We start from the raw sequence: 24,957 nt of genomic DNA, 5'->3' as shown, positions 1-24,957 counted from the left end.
AAAGGTTTGGGTAAGGATAAAAATGAAACCCTCAAAAAAAAGAGAGGTCCCGATGGTTCGTCCAGGGGTCCCTTTTCAGGAACCGGTTGCTATCTAATTCGTTTTTCAATAGAATTAGCGGGTCCCAAAAGGGATACAAAGAAACGGAACTTTTCAGATGAACCCAAAAATAAAAAAAATCCTTTTCATCGGCCTTTTGGTGATGGTGGGGATCATCGGTGTCCTGCATTACACCACTCCGGGCCATTTGATTCTTTTCCATGACAGTTTCAGGAGGCTCTCCTATTTTCCCATTGCCATCGGGGCCATTCTTTATGGGGTCCGGGGAGGTCTGGCCCTGGCGGTCCTGTCCTGTCTCTCCTTTGTTCCCCACCTTTTCCTGTTCTGGTCCCAGGGGCCCGAAGCCTATTACTCGGAGCTTTCGGAAATTATCTTCTATCTGCTGGCCGGGCTGGTCATCGGGCTCATTTCCAGCCGGGAGAACCGACTCCAGAAGGAGTATCGCCGGATTTCCGAAAAATTGGCGAAATCCTATAAACGCCTCCACGAACAGGCCGTGAGGCTGGTTCAGGCGGAAAAAGAACTGGGGCAGGCCAAAAAACTCTCTGTACTCGGCCGCTTATCTGCCTCCCTGGCCCATGAAATTAAAAATCCTTTGGCCTCCATCCAGGGAGCCGCCGAGATCCTGGCCGACGAAGTCGGGGCAGACCATCCAAAACATGAGTTCATTGAAATCATGCGGTCGGAAATTCTCCGGCTCAACAACTCCGTGGATGAGGTTCTGGCCTATTGCCGGGGACAGCAGGCAGATAACCGGGACCCATATGAAGCCCTTGAAATCGTCATTGAAAAAGTCTGTCAGATGGCCGGCCAAGCCATCCGGGAAAAATCCATCCGGCTGGCTGTGGATAAAAATCAGGAGACCGCCCGGTTTCCGGTGGCTGAACCGGCCATGACCCAGGTGTTGATGAACCTGCTGCTCAATGCCGCAGATGCCGTGGAAAAAAAGGGAAAGATCCAGATCTGCCATTACAGGGATGAAACAGGCCGGATCTGTATTGAAGTATCGGACAATGGGCCGGGGATCTCCCCTGATATGGCCGAAGAGGTTTTCAATTCCTTTGTCACCTTTAAGGAAGGGGGAACCGGCCTGGGCCTGTCCATCAGCAAGCGGATCGTTGAACGCTTGGGCGGCACCATCCGGGTCACCCCCTCGGAAACGGGCGGGGCCTGTTTTCGTGTCTGCCTGCCCCGGAAAGAAACCCTGAACAGATGAGCCGGAGAAAATGAACCAGACCATTTTACTCATAGACGATGACCCAAACCTGCGGCGGGTGACCGAATATAACCTGACCTCCCGCGGTTTTTCCGTATTGACGGCCGATTCAGGCCAAAAGGGCCTTGAACTCTTTGATGCCCATGAACCGGACCTGGTGGTTTCAGATGTCAAACTCAATGATATGAACGGCCTGGACCTCTTGGAAAAGATCAAGCAGGCGTCCCGGGATACACCGGTGATCATCATTACGGCATTCGGGTCCATTGAAATGGCGGTTCAGGCCATGCAAAAGGGAGCTTTCCATTTTATCACCAAACCCTTTGACCGGGAGACCCTGATTCTTTCCTGTGAAAAGGCCCTGGAACTGAAAGGACTGCGGTCCAGAACCCGGCTCTTAACCCATGAGGTGAACCGGCTGACCGGTACCAAGGGCATTGTCTCTGCCAGTTCCGCGATGAAGGAGTTGCTGGAGATGGCATGCCGGGCTGCCAACAGCGAAGCCACCGTTCTGATCTCCGGAGAGTCGGGAACCGGAAAGGAGGTGCTGGCCCGGCTGATCCACCAGAACAGCCCCAGAAGCCAGGGGCCCATGGTGGCAATCAATTGTGCGGCGATTCCGGCCGGTCTTCTGGAGTCCGAACTTTTCGGCCATGTTCAAGGGGCTTTTACCGGAGCGGTTAAAAACCGGAAGGGGCATTTTATGACTGCATCCGGAGGCAGCCTTTTTCTGGATGAAATCGGGGAACTGGCCGTGGATGTCCAGGTCAAGCTTCTCAGGGCAATCCAGGAACGCAGAATCCAGCCGGTGGGAGCGGAAAAAACCCAGGGAGTGGATATCCGGATCATTGCGGCCACCAATCTGGATCTTCAAAAACGGATCGCCAAAGGGGAGTTCAGGGAGGACCTTTTTTACCGGCTCAGCGTGATTCCCCTGTTTATCCCGCCTTTACGGGAACGGCCCGAGGATATCCCGGCGCTGGTTTCTCATTTTTTAAAAAAGTTTGATGCCCCGGCAGATGTTTCTTTTACCAGGGAGGCCCTGACCGCCATGAAGGCCTATGCCTGGCCGGGCAACATCCGGGAGATGCAGAATGTGGTCGAACGCTGTATCATCCTGCGCAGGGGAGCCGTCATTGAAGCGGCAGACCTTCACCTGCCGGGAATGGCCCCAGACTCAACCGGATCAACCGGACTGGATCCGGTGATCCCCGATAAAGGGATCTCACTGGAAGAAATTGAAAAGGCATATGTGATTAAAGCGCTGGAAAAAGCAGGGCAAAACCGGTCCAAAGCCGCCCGGCTGCTCAAAATCCCCCGGCATGTGCTGCTCTACCGTTTGGAAAAATACGGATTGTAGAGGATTTCCCTGGACTGAGCCCAGACTCAGGGAGGAGCAGAGGTTTTCGCGGATTGGATTCCTTCGGGCGGCAAGACGCCGCTGGAGAAGGGATCCCTCCTCGGAGAAAATCATGGATGATTTTCGAGAATGAGCGCAAAATCTTTGCTCCTCCCGGCATGAATCGGAATCTTATTTTGAAAACAGCTTTATAAGGACCACAACCCGTCGCAAAAAGCCTAGGTTGCCTCGGCCGGGACATCGGGTCTCATCTTTTACGACAATTTCAATTTGATTTTTTGAATTGGCACAGATCTTTGACCAGGCGTTCAAGCTTTTGTTTCTTTACCCGTGTCCGGACGGCTTCCATTGCATCAGAGGACAGGGGGTGGGCATTCAGTAACCGGGCAACCCGGTCCCTGGACCATTGCCAGGCAACAGGGTGCTGGTGGACGAAAAGGGCAAGCTCAAACATGGATTCTTTCCTGTCCAGGGCTGCCATGAGATGGGCCGCACCGGCCAGCACATCCAATGCAAGGGGAGGCATCCAAAAGTCCATGGCCTTTTCCAATGCCGCCAGGAAATGGGATTTCGCCCCTGCAAAATCATCCAGCCCCAGGGCGGCCTCTCCCAGAGCCGTCAGGGGCACCACCATCCCCCTCTGGTGGGTTCGTTCTTTGCAGATCCCGATGCTTTCTTCGGCCAATTGGCGGGCCCGGGAATACTCCTTTTCCACAGCGGCAATGCGGGCCGACTCTGCAAGGGTCTCTGCCCTCATCCCCCTTAATCCGAGTCTGGAATAAATGGCCATACTCTCCTCCAGGAGATGTTTGGCTTTTGGAGAGTCTCCCCGGCTGAGGGCATTCTGGGATAGATATCTGAGGATGGTGGCCCTATAGCTTGGGTATCCGATTTCCTTTGAAAGGGGCAGGCTCTGTCTGAACAGCTTTTCCGCCGGGGAATAGTTTCCCAGTGACCACTGAATCCAGCCCAGTTCAGCCAGACAGAACATGACCGTCTGCCGTCGGCCCAGGTTCCGGGATCCTGTCAAACTCTCCCGGTACAATTGCTCTGCCTTCTCATAATCACCCAGTTGAGCCGCGGTTATCCCCAGCCGGAACAGGATGTCCACGATGCCCCGCTGGTCTCCGGCATCTTTAAAAACGGCAAGTGCCTTTTTGTAAAGGACCTGGGTTTCCCGGGGGTTTAGGCCGGGATGGGCCATATAACGTAAAACCCAGGCCATCTCCCTTTTTTCCCCGGATTCACCTAAAATTTTCAAGGCACTGTGCCGGATCTGAAAGGCCTTGTACTCTCCGCTGGGAGACTCGCAATGGAATCTGGCGTACCGGGCCAAAACCTTGCCCAAGATCGCTTTTTTTCTGTCATGGGCAGTGCTGCCGTGTGCTGCTGCCTCTATAATCTGCAGGGTCTCTTCAAATACCCTGTTGGAATCCGGGATTGTCCGGGAAGGGGAGAAACCCTGCCAGCCCAATGCCATTGCCGTCGGATAAAAGGTTTCAAAGCCCTCATTGAGTTCCCCCCGTATCCGGTAAAATTCGCACAGGCCTTCCATGAGATGTTCCATCTGATCAAACCTGAGTTGGATCACGGCCCTTTTCCAGGCGGCCCGGATGTTGTCAATTTCGACTTCGATCTCAGCCAAATCCCGGCCCTGGGATGGCCCGGTCAGACCGGCTTCCAGGGTTTTTAAAAGATCGGCAAAATAGATGCAGTGCCGATCTTTTGCTGCGGCCTCGGTATTTGGGAATCTGGCCAGTTGCTCCAATCCGAACTGCCTTAACAACTCATGGGTATGATATCGCCCACGGGTATCCGGCCGCAGCAGGGATTTATTCACCAGCGTCCTCAGCACGGTCAGGGGTGCACCGGTGATTGCCTGTGCTGCCCGGCGGGTAAAGCCCCCGCGGAATATGGACAATTGCCGAAACGCATCCTGCTCCGTTTCAGTGAGCCGTTGCCATGTGGATTCAAAAATGGAACGCATGCTGCGCTGGCGGACCGGAATATCATTCAGGCTGGTTTCCAGAAAGGCGAGACTTTTTTGAATCTCCAATGCGATTTCTCTTGGCGAAAGCAGATCGACCCAGGCGGCTGCCAACTGGATCGCCAGGGGCATTCCGTCGACCCGGCGGCAAATATCAATGACATCTGAGACATTTTCCGGAGTCAAAACAAATCCCGGCCGGACCTGCCCGGCTCTTTTGACAAACAGCCGGATTGCGCTGTAGGTCTCAATATCCTGTATTTCTCCGGTTCCCGGCTTTTTGGGGTAATTCAGACCGTTCAGGGCCACAAGGGTTTCCCCCTGCAGGTTCAGCCGTTCCCGCGAGGTCGCCAGAATTTTGATCCGGGGCGCCTCCATGAGGATGTCGGCCACCACGGTTTCCGCTCCTTTTTTCCACTCCGCCATGGAGGGCAGGGAAGAGGTCAGAAGATGCTCCACATTGTCGATTATGAGCAGAATCTCTTTGTTTTTTATGTAACCGGTCAATTGTGCGATCTGCTGATCCGCTTCCCATTGTTCCCGCGGATCCCTGACATGGAAAGAGAAGTCCACGGTTTCGGCAATGAGGGAAACCATGAAAACAGGATCATCCAGCGGGGCCAGGGAGACAAAATAGATACCGTCTAAAAAAGCTCTGGATTGCCGGCGGGCCGATTCAATTGCCAGACGTGTTTTTCCCATGCCTCCTGAACCTGTAATCGATATCAGCCGGCGGGCCGGATCCGCCAGCAGACCGGAAATCAAATCAATTTCATCTGTCCGGCCCACAAAGGGAGTCGGCTGGAGCGGGAGTTTTACCGGAGGAAGGCTTTTCTCTCCATAGTTCCGGGATTTTTGGGGCTGTAAAGGCATTTCCCCGGATGTGAGCTCCCGGAACAGGCGTTTGGTTTCCGGAGAAGGATCAATGCCGACGGACTTTTTAAGGGCTTGGGAGCAGCGCTGGAAAGCGGCCGCCATGCCGGCCTGGTCCCCAAGACCGGCATGGGCCTTCATCAGGGCGCAATAGGGTTGTTCCGATATGGCTCCCTGGGCAATCCAATGTTCCGCCCAATTGCGGGTTTCCCGCCAGCATGCCTGATCCATCAGGCGGCATAAAAGCAGCTGCATCCGGTCCTCATACAAGATTTTCAGCCGCTCCTGTTCCAGCAGAATCCATTCATCATAAAAGCCCGGCAGCAGCCTGTTTTCATATACCGATACCGATTCGATCAAGTCTGGCAGAGCCGTGTCTTCCTCCCCGCCCTTCAAAAAGATGTCAACATCCAGCCGGTAATCCGAGGAGGGGTTAAAACCGGCTGAAATTTTATCGGTGATGAGATACTCCTTCCCCAGTGATTTTCGCAGGCGCCACAATGCCTGGCGCAGGTTGTTCCGGGCATTGGCTTCTCCGGAGTCCGGCCACAGCAGGCCGGCCAGGCTTTCCCGGCGATGGCTCTTTTTTGCATTGAGGATAAGATAGGCCAGAAGAGACTGGGCCGGTCTGGAAGGGATCTCCACCGGCGTCTCGTCCATTTTTACCTCAAACTTTCCCATCAAACAAACCTTGAGCATTCCATTCCTCCGAAAAAAGAATCCGGTTTCATGGTGACCATGGGGCACGATGAATCTGGGGAAAACTATCATGGGGGTTGTTTAATTTCAATCTCAAGCCCGGCGGTTTTTGAAAAAAACGGAAATGGTTTCCCATGATGCAGCGGCAATTAACATTTGCGGAAAATCAAACTTAAAATTGAAAAAAACGTTGAATTAACGATGCAATAGACGCTCCCGTAACAGGTCTCTGCTACAAGCATGATCAAATTGACAAGGATCGGAAAAAAAAGGAGGACGGATCATGAACGGACCCATGACGAATTTTGAATCCGGCAAAATGCAGCACAAAGAACATGAGGCCTGGGCGGCCAGGCGCCGGGCCGGGGCAAAAAACCGCAAACCAGCCCCTGTCTTATCTAAAGTATACAAACTGGTATTGTCCATCATTGGGGCCGGCGCGGGGATCTCATATCTCCTGGCATTTTTGAACGGGCTGTAATTTTCGGCCGGATTCAGAAAAGCTCCAGCACCTTATGGGCCGCGGCCATGGGGGAGAGCAGGTTTTTACTCACCTGGTCGGAAACATGGGGGATCATTCCTGCCACGGCGGAATTTTGATTGAGCCTCAATTTCAGTCCCTCCTCCACCAGGGCCCACATCCAGTTCAGGGCCTGTTTTTTCCGTCTGTCCTCAAACCCCCGGGTCTCTTTCATGAGCCTTTGATGGGCAAGGATTGTGTCCCATACCGTCCGGGTTCCCTTTTCATCTACGGAACTGCAGGCAAGCACAGGGGTCTGCCAGATCCGGGATTCGGGCAGGGTCATCTGCACGGCCCGCTCCAGGTCCTTTCTGGCCTGCAGGGCGCCATCAAAATTTTTTCCGTCGGCCTTGTTGACAACAATGGCATCTGCCGCCTCAAGCACCCCTCTTTTGATTCCCTGGAGGTCGTCTCCGGTTCCGGCAACCATGAGGACCAGAAAAAAATCCACCATAAAGGCCACGGAGATTTCAGACTGGCCCACTCCCACGGTTTCCACCAGGATCACGTCATGGCCGGCCGCCTCACAGATCAGCATGCTTTCCCTGGTTTTGGCGGCCACTCCTCCCAGGGTGTCCCCGGACGGTGAGGGCCGGATAAATGTATTTTCATGGAAGGAAAGCTTCTGCATCCGGGTCTTGTCCCCCAGGATACTGCCCCCTGCTTTCTGGCTGGACGGATCCACGGCCAGTACAGCCACCCGGTGTCCTTTTTCTGCCAGATCCAAGCCCAGGCTTTCAATAAAGGTGCTTTTACCGGCCCCCGGCACCCCTGTGATTCCCAGACGAAGGGAACGGCCCGTATGGGGCAGCAACCCCTCCAGGACTTTGCCGGATAATTCTTTATGCTTTTTCAGGGAGCTTTCAAGGAGGGTCAGGGTCTGGGAAAGAATCCGCCGGTTCCCTTCCAACACACCCCGGATGTAGAATTGGGGAACTTCCATCAGGCCCCCAGGCGATCCAGGGTATCTTCGGCATATCGGACAGCCAGGGCTTCCCCGGGTTCAGCGGCAATGTTCGAACCTATGGACGGCCCGGCTTCCACGGCCATGACCTGGATGTCCAGGGCACCGTAGCCGGCCAGGATAGCGGTCAAGGTCTCCGGCAGCCGATTTTCAGAACCGCCGTTGACAACCCCCACTGCATGGACATCATTTTCCACGGCCATTTTCGCCACGATTTCAGGTGTCTTAAAGGCCGGGCAGATATCCACATCAAACCCGGCTTCCGCATAGACCACACCAAAAGATTTTACCCGCTTCCCGTCTGAACCCCGGTCCATATTGGTCAGAAGCACCCTGGGGCGGCGCCCGTTTTTTTTCTCAAACTCCAGGGTCCGCTCCCTGAGGGAGGTATAAAGGTCTGAACCGATAACGACAGGCCCGTCCAGCATCATATTTTCCTTTCAAACCGGGACCGGTTTTCCGGCCGGCTTTATCTGGCTAAAAATTCCCGGGAGTCCGGGCCGGTTCCATTCCGGCCCTTTATGGGTCTTTATTTTTCAATGCCGACCCTGGCCTTTACCCCCTGCTGATAATAATGTTTTTGGGCATTCATCTCAAGCACCCGGTCTGCCCTGTCCATGACCGCCGGGGTCGCGCCCCTTCCCGTTACAACCAGTTCCACGTGCTCCGGCTTAATGGAAAAAAGATCGAGAAGGGCCTGTTCCGAGATTATACCGTACTTGACGGCCATATTGCCCTCATCCATGATGACCAGGTCATGGATGCCCTGCCTGAGAATCTCCCGTATCTTTTCATAGCCCCGGCGGCCGGCGGATTTATCCTCATCCGAAGGACAGCCTTTAACGAATTTCCCCAGTCCGTAATACTCCACGGTGACCTGGTCGGGGAACCGCCGTAAGGAATCCATTTCAGAGTATTTTCCGGATTTTAAAAACTGACCGAAAAAGATCTTTTTCCCTTTTCCCACGGCCCCCGGGATGAGCCCGAGGGCTGAGGTGGTTTTCCCCTTGCCGTTGCCTGTATATATCTGAATGCGGCCGCTCATACCTCCTGCCTTTATACTATTTTTAGATTTACATCAACTTTAACCCTGGCCCCGGGTCATGGTAAATAGTCCCAAAGACGAATTTGATCAAAAAAAAGATGATTTTCCTTTTGCCCCTTCGCCCGGGGTCAACACCTCTGAAATTAGCGGCAGGCCAGGGGTTTTCTCTTCATTTTCCAATGATTTGTCTTGACCTTTTGTTTTTAATATGCTGATTGTTGTTGGGATAAAGCGGGTTTGAGCAGACAAAAACAAAAGGACCTTGATTTAAGGTGGATTTACAGAATAAAAGCGTTTCCGCGATTTTAAACAACCTGTCCGATGCCTTCATGATCATCGGTAAGGGAGGCCGGGTGGAATTTCTCAATGCCCAGGCCCAGCGGATTACCGGATATACCAACAAAGATGCCGGCAAGATGAACTGCAGCCAGGTATTCAAATCCCCGGGCTGTAACGAATGCTGTTATTTCAATCCTGAAATGGCCAAAAAGACCTGCAGCAGGCGGGAAATGATTATTACCCGAAAAGACGGAAAGCTTCACCCGGTTGAATGCACCACTTCAACAATTTTAGGCACAGACGGTATGGTGACCGGTGCCGTGGATGTGTTTAAAGATATTTCAAAGATCAAACTTCTCGAGGACGACCTCAGGCATTCGGAAAACAAGTACCGCCATCTTTTTGAAAGCACCAAAGATATGATATTCATCATATCAAAAAAGGGGCGGTTTCTCGATCTCAACCAGGCCCTGGTGGACCTTCTCGGGTACCGAGAAAAGAAAGAACTCTATGCCCTGGAAAACATTGAAGAAATCTTTATTGATTCCATTCACTGGAAGGTTTTCCAGAAGCAGATGATCTTGAACGGTTATGTAAAAGATTTTGAGGCCGGATTCAAAACAAAGGACGGCTCCCGCCTCCACTGCAACCTGAGCGCCAATACCATCCGGGACGGGCAGGGAAAGATCCTGGGATATGAAGGAATAGCAAAGGACATCACGGCCCGCATGGATGCCTTCAGGGCCCTGTATAAAAATCACCAGGAACTTGTGCTCTTAAATACCATTGCTGTGACCATGAACAGCACCAATGATCTCAAGGCCATGCTCTCCACGGCCCTCAATGAAGTCATGAAATTGTTGAACTTCTCCATCGGAGCCATCTTTCTAATCAACCATGAAAAGCATACCTTTGATCTGAACGCCTACAAAGGGTTTTCCAGCAGGATGTACAAGGGTCCGGTGGACCTGACCTTCCATGATCTTGAACTCATGGAATTTCTCCTGGGAAAGGATAATTTTTTAACGCCGAAATCGATTTTCCCTTCCTTTAAGGTCTCCCTGTGCAATTCAAAGACCCGGAAAGCCATTACCATGACCTGCTTTCTCATCACGGAAAAGGAAAAGCCTTCCGGGTTCATGGCCTTCCGCATCCGGGATGAAGAGGCCCTGGCCATTGAGGATTTCCATCTCCTGGGATCCCTGGGCAATTTCGTGGGGGGAGCCATTGCCAATATCAACCTGATCAAGACCGTTGAAAAACACCGGGAGGAACTAAAGGAAATCACGGCCCGGCTTTTCCATTCCCAGGAAGTGGAGTGCAAGAGGATTTCCCGGGAACTCCACGATGAGACCGGCTCCGCCCTGATCGGAATCAACCTGAAACTGGATGCCGTTGAAAACAAGCTTCCCGATGAAGCGGATGAGATAAAATCCCTGCTCCGGCATGTCAAGGGACAGATTAACCATACCTATCTGGAAATGCGCCGCATCTCCCACCGGCTTCATCCGGCCCTGCTCAGCGATCTTGGACTGGAGCCGGCCCTGGATCAGTATATTTCCGAAATATCCGAACAGAGCCGGTTGAAAATTACCTTTAAGATGATCGGATTTTCAGGGAGAATCAATCCAGACATTGAGACCGTATTGTACCGGTTTTCCCAGGAGGCCCTGTCAAATGCCATGAAATACGCCCGGGCCAGGTCCTTTAAACTCTCCATCATCAAAGGATACCCCTCGATTATTTTTATTGCCGACGATGACGGGATCGGGTTTGACCTGGAACTGGAACATCAGGAAAGGCCCGCCCTGGGGCTCTTGTCCATGAGGGAGCGGGCCACTTTGCTGGGGGGGAAATTTTCCCTCAGGACCGCACCCGGGAAAGGGACGCGAATCAGAATCGAAATTCCCATAAACCAGGAAAAGGCCGCCGAGTGCCTTCCCATGGATGTACAGGAGATGTATGAGCAATAAATCAATCAGCATCGTCATTGCCGACGACCATACCATTGTCCGCCAGGGGCTGATGAAGCTTCTGGAGGAAGAGAAAGGCATCCATGTGGTCGGTGAGGCCAAGGACGGGAGAGAGGCCGTAAAAAAGGTCATGGAGCTTACACCGGATATCGTGATCATGGATATTGCCATGCCCGAACTCAACGGGATCGAAGCCACCCGTCAGATCAAACAGGCCGGGGCGGAAAGCAAGATCATCATCCTTTCCATGCATGATCACAGCCGCTACATCCGGGAGCTCCTGGGTCTCGGCGTATCCGGATACCTGCTAAAGAACTCTGCATCCAGGGATATTGTCAAGGCCGTTACCAGCGCCATCAAGGGAGTTACCTATCTGAGCCCCTCCATTTCCACCCGGGTGATCGAAGACTGGCTGGTCATGAACAAACAATCCCAGGAGGAAGAGCTGTATAACACCCTTTCCAACCGGGAAAGGGAGGTGTTCCAGATGATGGTGGAGGGCAGCTCCACCAAGAAGATCGCCGACGCCCTCTGCCTGAGTCCCAGCACCATAAAGTCCCACCGCTCCAATATCATGGAAAAGCTGAAGATGGACAATCTCTCACAACTGATTCAATATGCCATCCAGCTGGGGATCATCGATATCCATATCTGAAAGGAATGATTTTCAGTTGTCAGGTATCCCCAGGCAGCTCTCAACAAAGACCGGGGCCTTCCAGGCATCTGCCTGGATACCCCCTTTCACAACGTCTTGAAGCGTGTCATTCATCCCGGCGTTCAGGCATTTTTCCTTTTTCCCGGCTTTATCGGCCAGGGCCTTGTGAAGTTCCGGTTCCACCCGGACCATAAATTCTCATGAATAGGGTCTTTTTGGTTCTTCGCCTCGCCCCGTAGAGAATTCCAGGTAATCATCCACCGATTCCCGGAATGCCGTCCGAAGTTCCTGACCGCGTTTTCTCTCAAATGTCATCATATCCCGCAAGTTTATGACTTCACCATGAAAAATGTCAGCCTGCTCATCCCCCCAGTGCGCCTGTGAGAGATTCAGGGCAATTCTCATTCTCCCGGGATCACCCAGCGATCCGGATCTTCTTCCGGCCGGAAGCCGGGCACCCGGAGTGACGATTGAAATGGTTCGGCTACTGCCCAGGAGGAGGGGAGCAGGCAATTCTTTGGTGGTGGACCGGGAGGGGACAAATTTCTTGACACATCTCCTCTCCTGTGCTCAGAATGCCCGGACCCAGGTGATTTAATCATAACCATACAGAAGGAGGGACCGGGCCAAGAGAAAAAATCTGATTATTTCCATTGAAATTGCTTCATGACGTTGTTCAGCCAGACCCATCAAACAAATCGATTGATGAATGGAGAAACGAAATGAATGATGATGATGTTTTATCTTTTGCCCAGAAACTCCCTGTGGCAATCTACCGCTGCACTAAAAACCCTGAATGGGAAGTTGAATTCCTCAATGATGTTATCAGTTCCATAACAGGTCATGATCCCTCTCATTTCTCCGGCCGTATCCCTCGGGATTATACCCGCATCATCCATCCCGATGACCGGGACATCAGGACGAACAGCATTTTGCGCAGGGCGACCCAATTTAAAAATTATGACGTGGAATACCGCATCATCCATGCCGATGGGAAAACATGCTGGGTTCACGAAAGCGGTCAGCCGGTCATCGATCGTCTGGGAAACTATTTTTTCATGGGAACCATATATGATACTACCCTCAAACGCCAGGCGTTAAGGACCCTGCATCTCAACGAGTCCCGCCTGAGTACCCTTTGGGAATTAAATCAGATGACCGGGGTTCCCCTGAACGAAATTATCGGCTATGCACTTGAAAAGGCGATTGAGCTGACCGAAAGCAGGGTGGGGTATTTTGCATTTGTCCATGAGGATCAAAAGACCGTCAAGATGTACTCCTGGTCTACAGCAGCCATCCTGCAATGCGAACTAAAGCACAAACAAAAAAACTTTCACATTGATCATATGGGATTGTGGGGTGAAGCTTTAAGGCAGCGCAAACCGATTATTACCAACGATTATTTGGCTGACAACCCGCATAAGAGGGGGCAGCCAGAGGGCCACGCCAAAATTTACAGACACATGAATGTTCCCACCTTTGACCAGGACCGGGTTGTAAGCATAGCCGGAGTCGGAAATAAAAAGGAACCTTATGACCGATCCGATGTAAGGCAGGTGATCCTGCTGATGGACGGGATGTGGAACATTATCCGCCGGAAACAGGTTGAAGACAAGCTGCGGGAAAATGAATTGAAATATCGCAGTGTGTTTGAGCATGCAGGTGCCCCTTCTTTAATTATTGAGGGGGATCTGACCGTTTCCATGGCAAATCTCAAATTTAATCAATTTTCCGGATTTTCACGGCAGGAAATAGAAAATAAGATTAAATTTTCCCATCTCATTGATTGCAAAAAAGCAGAGGATCTGAAGATTTTTTTACAGATATGCTCCCGTCGGTCTGAGAATGAGCCTTATGAATATGAATGCTCGTTTGTTACACGGGATGGGGTTGAAAAAGATATTGTCATCAAGCTGGGAGTCCTTCCTGATAAAAAAAGATGCATTGCTTCTTTTTTTGACATCACCCAGTCAAAACAGGCCCAAGCACGATTGCGAAAGCAGGAGGAAAGCCTGCGCAAGGAAAATCTCCTGCTGAAATCCGGTATGCAGAAACGCTATGGACTCGGCCAGATAGTGGGCAAAAGCACGGCGATGCAGGAAGTCTATAACCATATTATCGAGGCGGGTGCTTCCGATACCAACGTGATTGTCTATGGAGAGTCCGGAACCGGTAAGGAACTTGTCTCTCGAGCGATTCATGACATTAGTGACAGAAGGGGCCGGCCCTTTATCTCCGTCAATTGCAGTGCGGTTCCGGAGCATCTGCTTGAGAGTGAATTTTTCGGCCATAAAAAAGGTGCGTTCACAGGGGCATATACCAACAAAACCGGATATATGGAACAGGCTGACGGCGGTTCCCTGTTTTTGGATGAAGTTGGAGAAATAGCTCTGCAAATGCAGGTCAAGCTTTTAAGAGCTATTGAAGGCAACGGATTTACACCTGTCGGCGGTATGGAGGTGATAAAACCGGACATAAGAATCATTGCGGCCACAAACCGTGATCTTTTTCAGTATGTCAACGACGGCAAGATGCGCAAGGATTTTTTTTACCGGATACACATCATCCCCATTGATCTGCCGCCTTTGAGAAAACGGAAAGAAGACATTCCGCTGCTGATCCAGCACTTTCTCCATCAAACAGGACAAGGGGGGAAAAAAGCCCATTTATTCACAAGCCGTGTTCTGGACTCCCTTGCGGAATATGACTGGCCGGGCAATGTCAGGGAACTGCAAAACGTGTTTCACCGGTATATTACACTTCGCCGTCTCGATTTCGGTCATGGCGCGGTTGAAAAATCAAAAGAAATGTCTATTCCATCCCCAAATGGAGACGATGTCAACGCAGACGGTCTCAGGCAGTTTATGGAAAGGTATGAGAAAGAGATACTCGTGGCAACCCTTGAGCGAAACCAGTGGAACCGGACAAAAACGGCTTCCATGCTGAAAATTAACCGTAAAACGCTTTTTAAAAAATTAAAACTGCACGGAATCAACTAATGCATGTCCGACATCTTCCATATCCGAGCAAAGGGCGCTTGGAAGAATCCGGTTGACAATAAAATTGCCTCGGGGCCAAAAGACCCCAAACTGTTTACGATTGACCCCGCACACTGAAATTCCATGTTAAATTAAAGCCTTGCACGTCCATTCATGAATCCTGGGGGCTCTTTGACCCCAAATCCAACCCTCCTCCGCAATAAAGACGAACCATATCCACCCTCTACCCTTGTGGCTTTGGGGCCGATTCCTCTCGTGGCACGATAATTGAAATCATTCCTATTGGCTAAAGACATTAATTAACGCTCTTAATCGGATATAAGAGATTTAATTTATTTGGGATTTTCCCCACAAGGAAAATATATATTGGCCCTTAATATTTTTTTCCCACAACACAAAGATGGAGGAGGCAACACCTATGTCCAAACAGCTGTTGATTGATGCCTACAGAGGCAAGCGAACTGAATCTGCTCCCTGGGTCCCGTATGCAGGCGTTCATTGCGCATTTCTGATCAATGAAAAGGCAGATGATTACCTTAAAAGCCCTGAATTGATCGCCAAAGGAATTGTAGAGACCGCAAAGCAGTACAAAGCAGATGGGATTCCGTTGCTTTTTGACCTGTCCGTGGAGGCGAATTCCGTAGGAAGCCATTTGAAATGGTGGGAAGATAATGTTCCTTCTGTCTCTACTCATCCGTGCTCGGAGAAAACACCGGAAGATGCAGGGATGAGGATTCCGACCAAAGAGGACGGCCGCTGGCCCGTGTTGTTTGAGGCGGCAAAAATCGCAAAACCGCAGTTGGATGAGCTCGACTGCGTCATGATGGGTCTTGTCTGCGGACCCTTGACTCTTGCGTCCCATCTGGCCGGAGTCCGTATATTTACTGATGTTTACAAAAAAAAGGATTTCGCCCATGCGGTTCTGGAGTATGCCGGTATGGTTTGCGAAGCAGCAACAAAGTTTTATATTGAAATGGGGTGTGAGATTGTCGCATTGGTTGATCCCGTTGCATCCCAGATCAGAGATACAACTTTCCGTGAATATGTTACCCCGAACTGCCAGTCTTCCATTAAGGCCATTCACGATGCCGGCCTTACTTCTTCATTCTTTATCTGCGGCGACTGCACAAAAGTCATGGACGAAGTCTGCAAGATTGGAACCCACGGCTTTGCCATTGATGAACAGCTGAACATGAACTTTATCCGCGACAAAGCCAGAGAATACGGACTGGGATTCGGTGGAAACCTGAAGTTGACCCTTGCCTTGAGTCTGGGTCTTATCTCGCCGAGGGAGGATGCTCTTGTCAGCCTTGCCGCAGGCGGTTCTCACGGCTATACCTTCGCCCCTGGCTGAGATCTTCCATACGATGTTCCGGCGGAACATATGACCCAGGTCTATGAAGCCAAAACATGGTTTGAAGAAACATTCCCAAGATATCCGCAAGGGTTGTAAAGAAAGATAGGAGGCAACACATGGCCGAAGATAAAATACAGGTTGATGTCTTAACGCTCGATAGCGTCCAATGTGCGGCTTGTGGATACATGATGGAATCCATGGCAGCAATGCCCGAAGAAGTTCAGAAACTGATCGAATACAAGGAATGGTCCATCAAGACCAAGACCGGAGTTGGCAAATTCATGGAGTTGAAGGGAAAGGTCCTGCCTTCCATTGCCATTGAAGGAGAAATCGTATTCCCCAGCATCATCCCCCAGTATGAAGAATTGATTGACGAAATGATCAAACGAACCAAAAATCCTGAGCTGGTTGAGAAACTAAAAGCAGCCCGGGACGTTGGTTTCCAGTTCGACAAAATCGGAGAAAACCTGGACAAAGCAGGTGCCGGTAAAAATACCCGGGTCGATGGCTGATTGAACAAAAGGAGCACTGCCCGGTAAAAAAGGAATTCCCTGAAGGTTTTTTCTCTTTTACCGGGCATTCCAACGTCTATTTCAGAAAGTAAATAAAGGGTTATGGATACACAGAAAAAAGTGGTCGTCGAAGTAATGTACAAGGCAAACCATTGCCTTCCCTGTTTTTATATGGATAAGGCGGTAAAAGAAATTCTTCCGGAGTATTCCGATATTGTCGAATACCGGAGAATTGACCTGCAGACAGCCCCAGGGAAAAAACGGTTTCTCGAACTCTCTGTTGAATTGTTCGGGGAGGCGGGAGTCTACGAGTTCAAACGGATTGCTCCCATACCCTCTCTGTTTATCAATGGAGAGCTGTTCTTTGATGCCATCCCACCAAGACATGAGCTTGAAGAGGGGATTGATGAAGTGAAAAATCAGCGGCAGATACTCCTTGAGGTTATTCATGAAGGGGAACACTGAATTCCCTGTGATTATATGGCCCGGGTGGCTGAAGCGGCAGCGGCTGATTTCACGGACAGGGTCCGGGTTGAAAAAGTGATCACCAGAACGCCTGCCGGGGCCAAGCGGTACATGAAGATCATGACCCTTTTCAAAAGACAGATTGCTGTTCCTTCAATCCTGATAAACGGAGAACCTGTGTTTGAAAAAATACCGGGTGTGGATGAACTGAAACAGAGATTGCATTTGATGATGGGAGAAAATTGAATTGGCCGGTAAAATAGTGGTGGATGTCCTGCTGACCGATTTCAGACAGTGAACAGCCTGTGTCTATATGGCAGAGTCGGTAAAGGTTTTACCTCAGGAAATTCAGGAAATGATAGAGGTGTTTGAATGGGACTTAAGAACCATGGAAGGGGTCATGCGATTCAGGGAAATAGGAGCCAAATCCCTTCCCAGCATTGCCATGGACGGAACTATTGTCTATTCCTCCATCATACCGGGTCAGGAAGTCATGATTCAGGAAATCCAACAGCGGTTCTTCAAAAAAAATCAAATTTAACAAGGTTGAAGGAGGCTCTTTCATGAAGATAGAAATTCTGGGAAAAGGGTGTAAAAGCTGTGATACCTTATATGAGAATGTGGTCAAGGCCCTGGAAAAAACCGGGCTGACTGCGGTCTCAAATATAGAAAAAACAAATGATATAGATTATTTCATTAAAATGGGGGTGTTTACAACGCCTGGGCTGGTCATTGAAGGTGAATTGATTTCATCCGGCATGGTGCTCAGCGAAGAAAAACTCATCGACACGCTTACAGCAAGGAAGAAACAAAGCTGAGAGGGGACAGGAGAAAGCAAATATGGGAGCTGTGACGAAAGTTATTTTGATTACAGGATTCTTAGGAAGTGGAAAAACCACTTTTCTCAATCGTATGGTCAATAAAGTACCCCAAGATCAAAAGCTGATGATTCTGATGAATGAATTCGGAGAGGTCGGACTGGACGGGACCTTGATCGAGGGAGATGATTTCGACATGCTTGAAATCAGCCGGGGTTCTATCTTCTGCGTCTGTGTGAAAACCGATTTTATCAAATCCCTCAACCAAATCGCCCGCACCATTAAACCGGATCTTCTGATTGTTGAATCCACAGGAGTGGCCAATCCAACGGCCCTGAAAAAGGATTTGAGTTTATCGATATTCAATGGCCAATTTCACCTAACAGACCAGATCTGCATCATTGATGCTGCCTGTTTTGAGGATGTTTACGAATCTTTTGCATCGGTGGAAAAACAGATTGAATCTTCCTCCCTCTTTGTTATCAACAAAATTGATCTGGTGTCCGGAGAACAGATAGAGGCCATAAAAAATCTGGTCAGGACACACAATTCCTCGGCCCGGTTTATGGAGACCACATTTTCCGATATCCCCATTGAACCGTTTTTCTCCGACGGTCAAAAGGAAGAATTCGTCCCTAAGGAGCTGGCGCCCTTAACAGAAGAAAAACTTGAAGCGGCAATTGAAAAACTGATTGAAAACCCGGACGCGGATGCTGTTCCGCCTGATCGCCTGTTGTCTGCCGTGTATCTGTGGCAGGGAAACGATATCGATGACTTTAAAAAAATGGTTTCGGGGTTACCCAAAAAATTGATCCGGGCCAAAGGAGTGCTTGGGTGCAGGGACAAGATGTATCTGTTCAACCTGGTAATGGCACAGCACGCTATTGAACCCTATTCGCCGGTCAAAGATTGCACCCCTTTGCTGAACCATGTGGTTTTTATCGGTCCCCCGGAAGCCATTGGCGCGCTGGAAACCCTGAACGGAAAATTTCCGGACCTGGTAAAAAAATCAACTTTTGATCCCATGCAGATACAGAACTGACTATCAATGATTAACGACCGCGGCCGGGAAATATCATTCCTTTTGACTGTTGGTCTGGGTGACCGGATTCCATTGGATCACCTGGACAATATGGGGCGCATCGCCCCTGGTCCGGTACTTTCAGGAAATGATCTTTTTCCAGGTGGTCAATCTGCCATCCGTTTGGGGTGCGGCAAAGAAAATTTAAGGCCATGCGGGTGCCTTTGTGCAAAGACGTATCCCCGGATTTTTCCAGAAGGGCGTTGATAAAAATATCCACTGCAGCGGCATGGGAAACCACCAGAAGGGATTCTCCCCCATGGGTCCCGGCAATTTCCGAGAGGGCCTTGTTCATTCTTAAAAAAAGATCGGTCTTTGTTTCAACCTCCTTGGAAAAATCCAGGGTCGGGTAAAGAGCGGACCGCTCCTGAAGGATACTGCGCCCCTCCCTGAGCCGTATGTCGGTTTTTATCTGAATGGATTTCTGCCGGGCGCAGGGAAGGGCTGTCTGTACGGCCCGGATCAGATCGCTGGTGTAAATGGCGTCAACCCTCTCCCCGGCCAGTTGCCGGCCCAGCCATCGGGCCATTTCCCAGCCCAGGGGGTGCAGGGGAACATCCGTGTGACCCTGGACCCTTCCCTGAAGGTTCCAGGGGGTCAAGGCATGGGAAACCAGGATGACCCGGGTGGTCAAATGGAAAAGCCTCCCAGCTTGGTCTCCAGGTACTCTTCGATACCCTCCCGGGCGCCTTCCCGGCCCATGCCGCTTTCCTTCATACCCCCAAAGGGGGCTGAGGCCGATGTGGGATTGATATCGTTGATTCCGATGATCCCGAAATGAAGGCGCTCAAAGGCGGACATGGCCCGGGAAATGCTCTTGGTATAGACATAGGCGGCAAGGCCGTATACCGTGTCATTGGCCATTTCAACCACATCCTCCTCCGGGCCGTAGGCAATGACGGGGGCCACCGGCCCAAAGGTCTCTTCCCTATAGATCAGCATGTCCGGGGTCACCCCCGTGAGTACGGTGGGGGCATAAAACCAGCCGCGTTCCAGGCGGTCCTGTGTAAGCCGTTCTCCGCCGGCCAAAAGCCTCGCACCCTTGTCCAGGGCGTCTTTGACCTGATTCTCCACCTTTGCAAGGGCATCGGCTCCCACCAGAGGGCCGATCCTGACCCCGTCATCCATCCCGTTCCCGGCTTTCATGGCCTTAACCCTCTGGACAAACTCCCGGGTAAAATCCTCCACCATGGACCGGGGAACAAAGATCCGGTTGGGGCTGATACAGGCCTGGCCCGTGTTGAGAAACTTCACCAGGACCGCCCCTTTGGCGGCATGGACGGGATCGGCATCGTCAAACAGGATAAAGGGGGCGTGCCCCCCGAGTTCCAGGGAGATCCGTTTCATATGGCCGGCGGCTTCCCGGCCCAGAAATTTCCCCACCTGGGTGGAGCCGGTAAAGGTCAGCTTTTTCACCCGGGGATCGGAGACAAAGGCCTGGCCCACGGGTTTTGGATCCAGCTTGGTCAGCAGGTTGACCACCCCTGCCGGAATCCCTGCCTGCTCAAAGATCTTGAACATCTCAACGGCGCAAAGGGGGGTTGCCTCGGCCGGTTTCAGGACTGCGGTGCACCCGGCGGCCAGGGCCGGGGCCAGTTTCCGGGTGATCATGGATACGGGATAGTTCCAGGGGGTGACGGCGCCCACCACTCCGATGGGCTGTTTCAGGACCATAAAGCGCTGGTCCGGCCTTGCCGAGGGAATGGTCTGCCCGTATACCCGTTTGGCCTCTTCGGCAAACCAGAGAAGAAAATCAGCCCCGTACTGCACTTCGTTGCGGGCGGCCTTGAGCGGCTTGCCCTGTTCCATGGTCATGATCCGGGCCAGGTCTTCCTTTTTTTCCATCATGAGCTGCCAGGCCAGGTAAAGATATTGGGACCGCTGAAAGGCTGTCAAAGCGGACCAGGCAGGAAATGCCTGGTCCGCCGCATCTATGGCCCGGGAAATATCCCTAGGACCGGCATCCGCCACCCGGGTGATCATCTCTCCGGTGGCCGGGTTAAATACCTCAAACTGGGCGTTGTCTTCCGCCTTTTCCCATTTTCCGTTAATAAACATGGCCAAATTCCTTTGGTCTAAAAAGTTAAATGTTCCCCTGGCTTTCCCCAAGGGACGCGAATCTGTTTTTTAAAAATTCTCCTGCCTCTTCCAGGGCCTGTTTTCCCCTGTCAATGGCCCGGTGCATGATGATGAATCCGTGGATCATTCCCTCATACCTTTTCAGGGTCACGTCTGATCCTGCTTTTTCCAGCCGGAAGGCATACTCTTCACCTTCATCCCGCAGGGGATCATATTCCGCCGTGATGATCAGGGCCCCGGGCAGGTTTTCCAGGCTCTTGGACCGTGCCGGAAACAGGTAGGGAGTATCTTTATCGATTTTACCGGGAAGATAATGATCAAAAAACCATTTCATGATGGCCAGGGTGAGGGAGTAACCGGTTGAAAACTTTCGATAGGAGAGGGTTCCGGGCAGGCAGTCATCCAGGGCCGGGTAGATGAGCAGTTGAAAACAGACAGGGGGTGCGCCCATATCCCGGGCCATGAGGGTGACTCCGGCGGCCAGGGTGCCCCCGGAACTATCTCCGCCCACGGCGATCCGATGGGGATCTCCCCCGATCTGGGCGGCATTCCGGGCTACCCAGGCAGTGGCTTTGTAGCATTGAAGCAATGCCGCTGGAAACCGGAACTCCGGTGCCCGGCTATAGTCCACCGAGACCACGATAGATCCTGCCCGGTTGGCGAGATTCCGGCAGATCCCGTCATGGGTGTCCAGGTTGTTGACCACGAATCCGCCGCCGTGGAAATAGACCAGGACCGGCTGGGGAGCCTGGCCGTCCGGGGTGTAGATCCGGACAGGGATCCGGTCCGGGAAGGGTCCGCTCCCAAGGTCCTGAAAAGCGTCCAACCTGAGATCCGGACCCAGATCCAGGATCCGGTCTTGAATTGATCTTATCTTTTCCGGGGGATGGCCGGTGCAGAAGGTATCCATACATCTTTGCCGGGCCGCAGCCACGGTGAGGGTTTCCATGGGCGAAAGCAATTTGCCGGCATCGAGAATCCTTTGGGCCTGGGGGTGAACCGGCATACGGAGAGACTCCCCTTTTAACGGATGCCTAAGCTTATTCGGAGGTCTGCCATGAATTTTCTCCCGAGGTCACGGCCTCCTTGAACAGGACGGCCCCGATGTCGAGAACCGCCTGGACTTCCGGCCGGCACCCGTATTTTTCCGGGACCTTGTTCCGCCACCGGTCCGAGGCCAGGTACTCATCCACCTCTTTCTGGGAATTGAAAATATACATGGCTCCCCATTCATTTTTTTCCGGGTTTACCCACCAGGTTTTGGCAAACAAAGAATCCATTTCCCTGAAATGGGGATAGGAGCCCAGATACATCTTTCTCATTTTATCGAGGTCAACGGGTGTCTTGGGGCGGAAAACCACCCAGAGAGCTTTTTTATCCATGGTCATTTTCCTTTTTTTCAAGAATAGGGAGATCCACTAGGGCCCCTCCCCCGGCTGATACCGGATGCCGGTGATTTCATCGGTCTGAAAATCAAATAAGACCTTAGATCCCCGGCTGTTTTCAATGATGACCTGATCGGTTGCGGTCACCTGGCCGACCACGGCCGCATCCACCTTTCTTTGGGAGAACAGGTCGAGCACCTTTGGGGAATTGTCCGGATGGACCGACAGGATAAAGCCGTAACTCTGGAAGCAATGGAGCCAGTCCAAAAGATCGATGTCTTTGGGCCGGGGCAGTTTTTCCACATCGATCCACGCTCCTTTTCCAGAGTTTTCCATGAAAATGGAGATGGTGCCCAGAATTCCTGCATTGCTGATGTCCTTGGCGGCGCAGGACCATTCCTTTTCGGCAATCAGGGGCAGGGCCTCAAGACGGTGATGCAGTTCTTCCGGGGTTTTACCGGAATTGGCATCCCAGGAGGTTACAGAACTGCACCCCCGTTTTCCGGACAGGTCAATGGCCAGAATCAGATCGTCCCCCGCCTTTGCCAAATGGCTTCTCAAGGTCTTTTTGGCATGGCCCAGGATGGCCACGCTCAGGGAGGGAACCTTAAGGCCGGGATCGGGATGAAGATGGCCTCCCAGCATGGGGACCTGTAATTTCTGGCATCCTTTTTTTATCCCGCTCACGATCCTGGCCCGCTCTTCCTCGTCACCGCTGGCCAGGACGTTGACCAGTCCCAGGGGTCTGCCGCCCATGGAAAAGATATCGTTCACCGTGACCATGACCGAGGCCTTTCCCGCGGCATAGGGTTCGTTGAGGATCAGGCCCGTCATCATCCCGTCCGTGGCAAACAAAAGGAACTCGTCCTTAAAGGGGATCACTGCCGCGTCATCCCCGTAATTGGGCAGGGCGTTACCGTATTCATGGGTGGCTGAAAGTTCCTGGACCACCCCTTTGATGGGCAGTTTCCGGGTGAGGCCCGCATAATTTCTGACCGAGGCGACAATTTCATCTAAAGGGGTGGGGTTCATATCATGCATCTTTCGGAACAAGGGTTAAATCTGCCTGCATTTTCTGGTGGGGGCGGCCGAAATGGAGGCGTACCGGTTCCACGGGCTTCCAGCCCAGATGGAGGAAAAAGGGAATGTTTTTTTCCTGGATATGGGCCAAGAACTCCCTGCATCCCTTTTTTTTCACTCTTTTCATGGCCTCCCGGACCAGGGCCGATCCGGCGGAACCTGCCCTGAAATTCTTTTCAACGGCCAGCCGGCCCCCGATCCATTTGTCCGGTGTCTTATCCGGATCTCGGTAAATCCGTACCGTACCGATAATTCTTTTCTTTTGCCGGGCCACGAGATGGATGGAGTCCCCATCATTTTCGTCTTGATCTGATCCGTCAAACAGCCCCTGTTCCAATACAAAAACCTCTCTTCTGATTCTGAAGGCCTCTGCTCTCTCGGCCCGGTTCCGGGCGGAATGGCAGACAAGCTCCTTTTCTTTGGTTTCATAGGAGGATAAAGCGGAACATGCCCCGCACCGGGCGCATCCGGCCAGGATTTTATCCGTGGCCAGTCCCTTGTCCCGGAGGATCCGGGCCACTGTCTCGTAAAGGCGTTTCATGATGTCTGATTCCGGCGGTTTGGCCTTTGCCAGCCGGGATCCCGGGATGGGGCGCAGGGGAACCACAAAAGGATACACCCCCAGATCGGCAAGAAACTCACTTCCCCAGGCAATGCTTCCCTCTTTTTCGCCCAGGCCGGCAATGATGAAACTGCTCACCTGGTTGACTCCGAAGAGTTCCACCGCCTTTTTCCACGCCTTTTCGTAGTGATCCAGCCCGATCCGGGCCTTGGCCGGGGCCACTTTGGACAAAATTTCAGCATCAAAACTTTCAATGTGGATGCCCAGGGACTCCACCCCGGCATGGGCAAGCTCTTCCATGAGACCCAGGTCTTTTGGCGGGGCGATCTGGACCTGGACCGGGATGTTGGCATGGGCCTTAATGGCCCGGACGCACTGGGCCAGGTATGAAATCTCACTTCCCGGAGGATCCCCGGTCCCCGAGGTGAGGACCATGTGGGTCACCCCGTCGGTTTCCCGGGCGGCCTTTGCCACCTGGGCCAGTTGGAGGGGGGTCTTTTTGGCAAGGGTCTGTTTGGCGGCCAGGGTGGCCTGGGTGGCGCAGAAACTGCACCTTTGGGATGTTTTCCAGTGGACGCATTCCTGGAGTACCGTGGTGGCCAGGCAGTCTTTCCCGTGGAGCAGGGCGATCTGTCTATAGGGGATTCCCTCTTCCGTGGACCGGCTGTAAAACTCCGGTTCCTCCACCACCCGGATCCTGGAAACCGGCTTCCCGTTTTTCAGCAGTTCATATCCGGTTTCCGGAGTTTGGGGTGTTTGCAGGGAAAAAGGAGACTGGGAGACATAGGCTGCGGCAAGGGGAACACTGACCGGGATCCCGTTTACAATAAAGGCCCGCCCCTCGGCAGGACCTGCGCCGCCTTTGCGCCCGGCCATGTCTTCATGAACCCGGATTCCCAGGCTCTGGATTTCAGTGATGAGGTGGTGCATATGCCCGATATCCCATTTACAGGTTGGTCAATTCACCGATTTCTAACAAGAATCATCC

General features: G+C 52.0%; 25 protein-coding genes. 13 read left to right on the top strand and 12 right to left on the bottom strand.

The window, feature by feature from the left end; all coding sequences use genetic code 11:
• Positions 1-157: 157 nt before the first annotated feature.
• A complete protein-coding gene (locus tag F608_RS0113740) occupies positions 158-1,276 on the top strand; it encodes a two-component system sensor histidine kinase NtrB (protein WP_022666228.1) in 1,119 nt (372 codons plus the stop codon).
• A gap of 10 nt (positions 1,277-1,286) precedes the next feature.
• Positions 1,287-2,636 carry a sigma-54-dependent transcriptional regulator gene (locus tag F608_RS0113735; protein WP_022666227.1) on the top strand — a complete coding sequence of 450 codons (1,350 nt, stop codon included), beginning with the start codon at positions 1,287-1,289 and terminating at the stop codon, positions 2,634-2,636.
• A gap of 265 nt (positions 2,637-2,901) precedes the next feature.
• Here F608_RS0113735 and F608_RS0113730 read toward each other — a convergent pair whose 3' ends face one another.
• The gene (locus F608_RS0113730) at positions 2,902-6,195 is read right to left on the bottom strand and encodes an AfsR/SARP family transcriptional regulator (RefSeq protein WP_022666226.1); all 3,294 of its coding nucleotides are present in this window, start codon (positions 6,193-6,195) and stop codon (positions 2,902-2,904) included.
• Between the two features lie 283 nt (positions 6,196-6,478).
• On the opposite strand from F608_RS0113730, the gene F608_RS0113725 reads away from it, so the two are divergent.
• Positions 6,479-6,676 (top strand): hypothetical protein, encoded by a 198-nt coding sequence (locus F608_RS0113725; RefSeq protein ID WP_022666225.1) that lies wholly within the window; start codon positions 6,479-6,481, stop codon positions 6,674-6,676.
• Between the two features lie 13 nt (positions 6,677-6,689).
• Here the strand turns inward: F608_RS0113725 and meaB are convergent, their stop codons facing one another.
• The 4 genes from meaB to F608_RS36200 all read right to left on the bottom strand — a co-directional run bounded on the left by meaB (position 6,690) and on the right by F608_RS36200 (position 8,973).
• Entirely contained in the window at positions 6,690-7,658 is a 969-nt protein-coding gene (gene meaB, locus F608_RS0113720; protein ID WP_022666224.1) for a methylmalonyl Co-A mutase-associated GTPase MeaB, read from the bottom strand.
• A complete protein-coding gene (locus tag F608_RS0113715; protein WP_022666223.1) occupies positions 7,658-8,107 on the bottom strand; it encodes a hypothetical protein in 450 nt (149 codons plus the stop codon). Before F608_RS0113715 ends, meaB begins: the two co-directional genes overlap by 1 nt.
• Before the next feature lie 101 nt (positions 8,108-8,208).
• Positions 8,209-8,724, bottom strand: a complete 516-nt coding sequence (locus tag F608_RS0113710; protein ID WP_022666222.1) for a cob(I)yrinic acid a,c-diamide adenosyltransferase — start codon at positions 8,722-8,724, stop codon at positions 8,209-8,211.
• 87 nt (positions 8,725-8,811) lie between these two features.
• Positions 8,812-8,973, bottom strand: coding sequence for a hypothetical protein (locus F608_RS36200; RefSeq protein ID WP_153307507.1), 162 nt, complete (start codon positions 8,971-8,973; stop codon positions 8,812-8,814).
• Positions 8,974-8,996: 23 nt separating this feature from the next.
• Here F608_RS36200 and F608_RS0113705 point away from each other — a divergent pair, with 23 nt between their 5' ends.
• Both F608_RS0113705 and F608_RS0113700 read left to right on the top strand, forming a co-directional pair.
• Positions 8,997-10,976: a sensor histidine kinase gene (locus F608_RS0113705; RefSeq protein WP_022666220.1), complete on the top strand. Its 1,980-nt coding sequence runs from the start codon at positions 8,997-8,999 to the stop codon at positions 10,974-10,976.
• Positions 10,966-11,631, top strand: a complete 666-nt coding sequence (locus F608_RS0113700) for a response regulator (RefSeq protein WP_022666219.1) — start codon at positions 10,966-10,968, stop codon at positions 11,629-11,631. The genes F608_RS0113705 and F608_RS0113700 overlap by 11 nt, the downstream gene beginning before the upstream one ends.
• A 12-nt stretch (positions 11,632-11,643) precedes the next feature.
• On the opposite strand, the gene F608_RS36695 is transcribed toward F608_RS0113700, so the two are convergent.
• The gene (locus F608_RS36695; RefSeq protein ID WP_022666218.1) at positions 11,644-11,823 is read right to left on the bottom strand and encodes a toxin-antitoxin system HicB family antitoxin; all 180 of its coding nucleotides are present in this window, start codon (positions 11,821-11,823) and stop codon (positions 11,644-11,646) included.
• 530 nt (positions 11,824-12,353) lie between these two features.
• On the opposite strand from F608_RS36695, the gene F608_RS34825 reads away from it, so the two are divergent.
• The 8 genes from F608_RS34825 to F608_RS34820 all read left to right on the top strand — a co-directional run bounded on the left by F608_RS34825 (position 12,354) and on the right by F608_RS34820 (position 18,824).
• The gene (locus tag F608_RS34825; protein WP_022666216.1) at positions 12,354-14,630 is read left to right on the top strand and encodes a sigma-54-dependent Fis family transcriptional regulator; all 2,277 of its coding nucleotides are present in this window, start codon (positions 12,354-12,356) and stop codon (positions 14,628-14,630) included.
• 418 nt (positions 14,631-15,048) lie between these two features.
• On the top strand, positions 15,049-15,984 hold the full coding sequence (locus F608_RS0113680; RefSeq protein ID WP_022666214.1) for a uroporphyrinogen decarboxylase family protein: 936 nt from the start codon (positions 15,049-15,051) through the stop codon (positions 15,982-15,984).
• A 119-nt stretch (positions 15,985-16,103) separates the two neighbouring features.
• Positions 16,104-16,499 carry a hypothetical protein gene (locus F608_RS0113675; RefSeq protein ID WP_153307506.1) on the top strand — a complete coding sequence of 132 codons (396 nt, stop codon included), beginning with the start codon at positions 16,104-16,106 and terminating at the stop codon, positions 16,497-16,499.
• 102 nt (positions 16,500-16,601) lie between these two features.
• Positions 16,602-16,964 carry a hypothetical protein gene (locus F608_RS0113670; protein WP_022666212.1) on the top strand — a complete coding sequence of 121 codons (363 nt, stop codon included), beginning with the start codon at positions 16,602-16,604 and terminating at the stop codon, positions 16,962-16,964.
• A gap of 15 nt (positions 16,965-16,979) precedes the next feature.
• A complete protein-coding gene (locus F608_RS0113665) occupies positions 16,980-17,210 on the top strand; it encodes a hypothetical protein (protein ID WP_022666211.1) in 231 nt (76 codons plus the stop codon).
• 109 nt (positions 17,211-17,319) lie between these two features.
• Positions 17,320-17,505 carry a hypothetical protein gene (locus F608_RS0113660; protein WP_022666210.1) on the top strand — a complete coding sequence of 62 codons (186 nt, stop codon included), beginning with the start codon at positions 17,320-17,322 and terminating at the stop codon, positions 17,503-17,505.
• Positions 17,506-17,527: 22 nt separating this feature from the next.
• Positions 17,528-17,782 carry a thioredoxin family protein gene (locus F608_RS0113655; protein ID WP_022666209.1) on the top strand — a complete coding sequence of 85 codons (255 nt, stop codon included), beginning with the start codon at positions 17,528-17,530 and terminating at the stop codon, positions 17,780-17,782.
• 22 nt (positions 17,783-17,804) lie between these two features.
• Positions 17,805-18,824, top strand: coding sequence for a CobW family GTP-binding protein (locus F608_RS34820; RefSeq protein WP_022666208.1), 1,020 nt, complete (start codon positions 17,805-17,807; stop codon positions 18,822-18,824).
• A 10-nt stretch (positions 18,825-18,834) separates the two neighbouring features.
• On the opposite strand, the gene F608_RS34815 is transcribed toward F608_RS34820, so the two are convergent.
• Genes F608_RS34815 through F608_RS31900 form a run of 6 tightly spaced genes read right to left on the bottom strand, consistent with a single transcriptional unit; the run spans position 18,835 to position 24,899 of the window.
• Entirely contained in the window at positions 18,835-19,497 is a 663-nt protein-coding gene (locus tag F608_RS34815; RefSeq protein WP_022666207.1) for a histidine phosphatase family protein, read from the bottom strand.
• On the bottom strand, positions 19,494-20,921 hold the full coding sequence (locus F608_RS0113640) for an NAD-dependent succinate-semialdehyde dehydrogenase (protein ID WP_022666206.1): 1,428 nt from the start codon (positions 20,919-20,921) through the stop codon (positions 19,494-19,496). The genes F608_RS34815 and F608_RS0113640 overlap by 4 nt, the downstream gene beginning before the upstream one ends.
• Positions 20,922-20,946: 25 nt before the next feature.
• Entirely contained in the window at positions 20,947-21,948 is a 1,002-nt protein-coding gene (locus tag F608_RS0113635; RefSeq protein WP_022666205.1) for an alpha/beta hydrolase, read from the bottom strand.
• Positions 21,949-21,982: 34 nt separating this feature from the next.
• On the bottom strand, positions 21,983-22,324 hold the full coding sequence (locus F608_RS0113630) for a YdhR family protein (RefSeq protein ID WP_022666204.1): 342 nt from the start codon (positions 22,322-22,324) through the stop codon (positions 21,983-21,985).
• A gap of 36 nt (positions 22,325-22,360) precedes the next feature.
• Positions 22,361-23,359: an AIR synthase related protein gene (locus tag F608_RS0113625; RefSeq protein ID WP_033398486.1), complete on the bottom strand. Its 999-nt coding sequence runs from the start codon at positions 23,357-23,359 to the stop codon at positions 22,361-22,363.
• A 1-nt stretch (position 23,360) separates the two neighbouring features.
• Positions 23,361-24,899 (bottom strand): MSMEG_0568 family radical SAM protein, encoded by a 1,539-nt coding sequence (locus F608_RS31900; RefSeq protein ID WP_022666202.1) that lies wholly within the window; start codon positions 24,897-24,899, stop codon positions 23,361-23,363.
• Between the last annotated feature and the right edge of the window lie 58 nt (positions 24,900-24,957).

It is taken from the genome of Desulfospira joergensenii DSM 10085 (assembly GCF_000420085.1).
Lineage (GTDB): Bacteria > Desulfobacterota > Desulfobacteria > Desulfobacterales > Desulfobacteraceae > Desulfospira > Desulfospira joergensenii.
Note: the sequence above shows the minus strand (reverse complement) of the source record. Positions and strands in the feature narration are given on the sequence as shown.